3 protein-coding genes are annotated in these 1,809 nt (G+C 33.9%); all 3 read left to right on the top strand.

The window, feature by feature from the left end; translation table 11 throughout:
* The coding region (locus V7124_RS26105; RefSeq protein WP_335494872.1) for an iron-sulfur cluster biosynthesis family protein at positions 1-386 on the top strand (386 nt) is incomplete at its 5' end.
* Between the two features lie 132 nt (positions 387-518).
* A complete protein-coding gene (locus V7124_RS26100; protein WP_335413479.1) occupies positions 519-833 on the top strand; it encodes a thioredoxin family protein in 315 nt (104 codons plus the stop codon).
* A 370-nt stretch (positions 834-1,203) separates the two neighbouring features.
* Positions 1,204-1,638, top strand: coding sequence for an OsmC family protein (locus V7124_RS26095; RefSeq protein WP_335494869.1), 435 nt, complete (start codon positions 1,204-1,206; stop codon positions 1,636-1,638).
* The last annotated feature ends 171 nt before the right edge of the window (positions 1,639-1,809 follow it).

Genomic DNA, 1,809 nt, shown 5'->3' with positions numbered 1-1,809 from the left:
AATACAGTAAATTCTATTCATTAATGAGAAGAGTGAAAGGAGCATGCGGTTTGAATATCACCATAACAGACAGTGCGATAGAAGAACTAAACAAAAAAATCGGAGAACAAAATGGAATATTAAAAATAAAATACGAAATCGACGAACACGAATTTTTCGGTTGTGCTGGCGGAATGCCGACTTTATGGTTTGTCTCTTCTGCGGAAGAAAATGACGATCTTTTATTTGATACAAATAATCGCTCAGTTTTAATGGAAAAGTCAAAACTACTCTTTTTTGAAAAAGAATTAAAAATTGATTTTTCGATTACAGCTAACAGTTTTCAATTAATAAGCCCTCAGCGAATCATAAACGGAAGAATGTCATTTATTAATAAAGTGAAATAAGAAGGATTTTCGTTCAATATTGGGAAGTATAAAAACAATTTTGTGATTGCGTATCAACAAGTTCATAACAATAGTGAAGATGAAGAGCTTTATTTCATTCAAAAATTGAGAGACCCACTTGGAGGAGAAAACATGAAACAAGTTAAAACAGAGCAAGAATATCTTGAGCAAATTTCCCAAGATGAACTAACTATTGGAATTTTCACTACAACTTGGTGCCCAGACTGTAAACGGTTAGGAATGTTTATTGATGAAGTTACAGAAGAGCATCAGGACAAACAATGGTTTAAAATTGACCGTGATGAGTTTCCGGAAGTTTCTGACAAACAAAGTGTTATGGGAATTCCATCTTTATTAGTTTTTAAAAACGGTGAAAAGCTTGCTCATTTGCATAGTGCAAACGCTAAAACTGCAGAAGCAGTGAAAGAATTCTTAAACAAACTATAAAAGATTTCTTTGGGAATATGGGAACCTTGTGGCTTTGAAGTAAAGTTCGATAATTTTGGAAGTCTGATCGAAAGTCCTGAATGAATAGGAAGGATTTTTACTTGTTAAGCAAAATATTCAACTTTCGATAAATATCAATGATGGTAGTTTGTTAACACAATGGAACGTTTTTAAGAAAAGTAACCTGTTTACTTGCTAACTTTTAATAGAGTGTGTTAAACTCAATTTGTACCGACCAGTAGGTACTAACTAAAACGTAAATCATGTACTTCTTGTCTTTTAACGAAGTGTTTGCGTTATCCATTGCGTAAAAACATACGTTAATAGGCAAGATATTTATCCAATTAATTTAATAGAAGGAGTGTTAATTATGGCTGATATGAAAATAAATGTGAATGCTGTTTGGGATGGTGGGGTAACAGGGAATGGAACCCTTAAAGCGGAGTATCTTGATACAAAAATCGCTATTCCAACATCATTAGGAGGTAGTGGTAACGGTGCAAATCCAAAAGAGGTCCTCGTTGCTTCTGTAACAACTTGTTATGCAGCAACGCTAACATTTGTGCTTGAAAGCAGAAAACTTCCTGTGGCGGAACTTACAGTGAACTCTGAGGCAAATATATCTGATAATGAGTTTAAAATTATCCATTATCCTCAAATAGTTTTATCTGCTGGCGCGACAGAAGAACAAATTCAATCCGCACAAAGAGCGACAGAAGCAGCAGATAAAGGGTGCGATGTCGGAAATATTTTGAAAAAAGCAGATGTTAAAATTGAAGTTCAAGGTAAAGTTTCTGTGAAATGATTTGATTCTGCCGTTTATGAAGCAATCAATCGCTATTTAAAGGATATGGGAGTAAGTGAAGAACAAAACCATTTCGAATTCTTTGGACCAATGGATAGTTTAGAAGAACAAGAACAAAAAGAACTAACTACCGTTTAAAATATCCTTGCCGAAATTTCAACTATCATAAAT

The sequence above is a fragment of the Neobacillus niacini genome, assembly GCF_036961885.1.
GTDB lineage: Bacteria > Bacillota > Bacilli > Bacillales > Cytobacillaceae > Neobacillus > Neobacillus niacini_H.
This window is presented reverse-complemented; position numbering and strand designations above follow the sequence as displayed.

What these genes read in the sequence shown, in the direction of transcription:
- V7124_RS26100 (WP_335413479.1), top strand. Translation starts at nt 519, where the DNA reads ATGAAACAAGTTAAAACAGAGCAAGAATATCTTGAGCAAATTTCCCAA.
- V7124_RS26095 (WP_335494869.1), top strand. Translation starts at nt 1,204, where the DNA reads ATGGCTGATATGAAAATAAATGTGAATGCTGTTTGGGATGGTGGGGTA.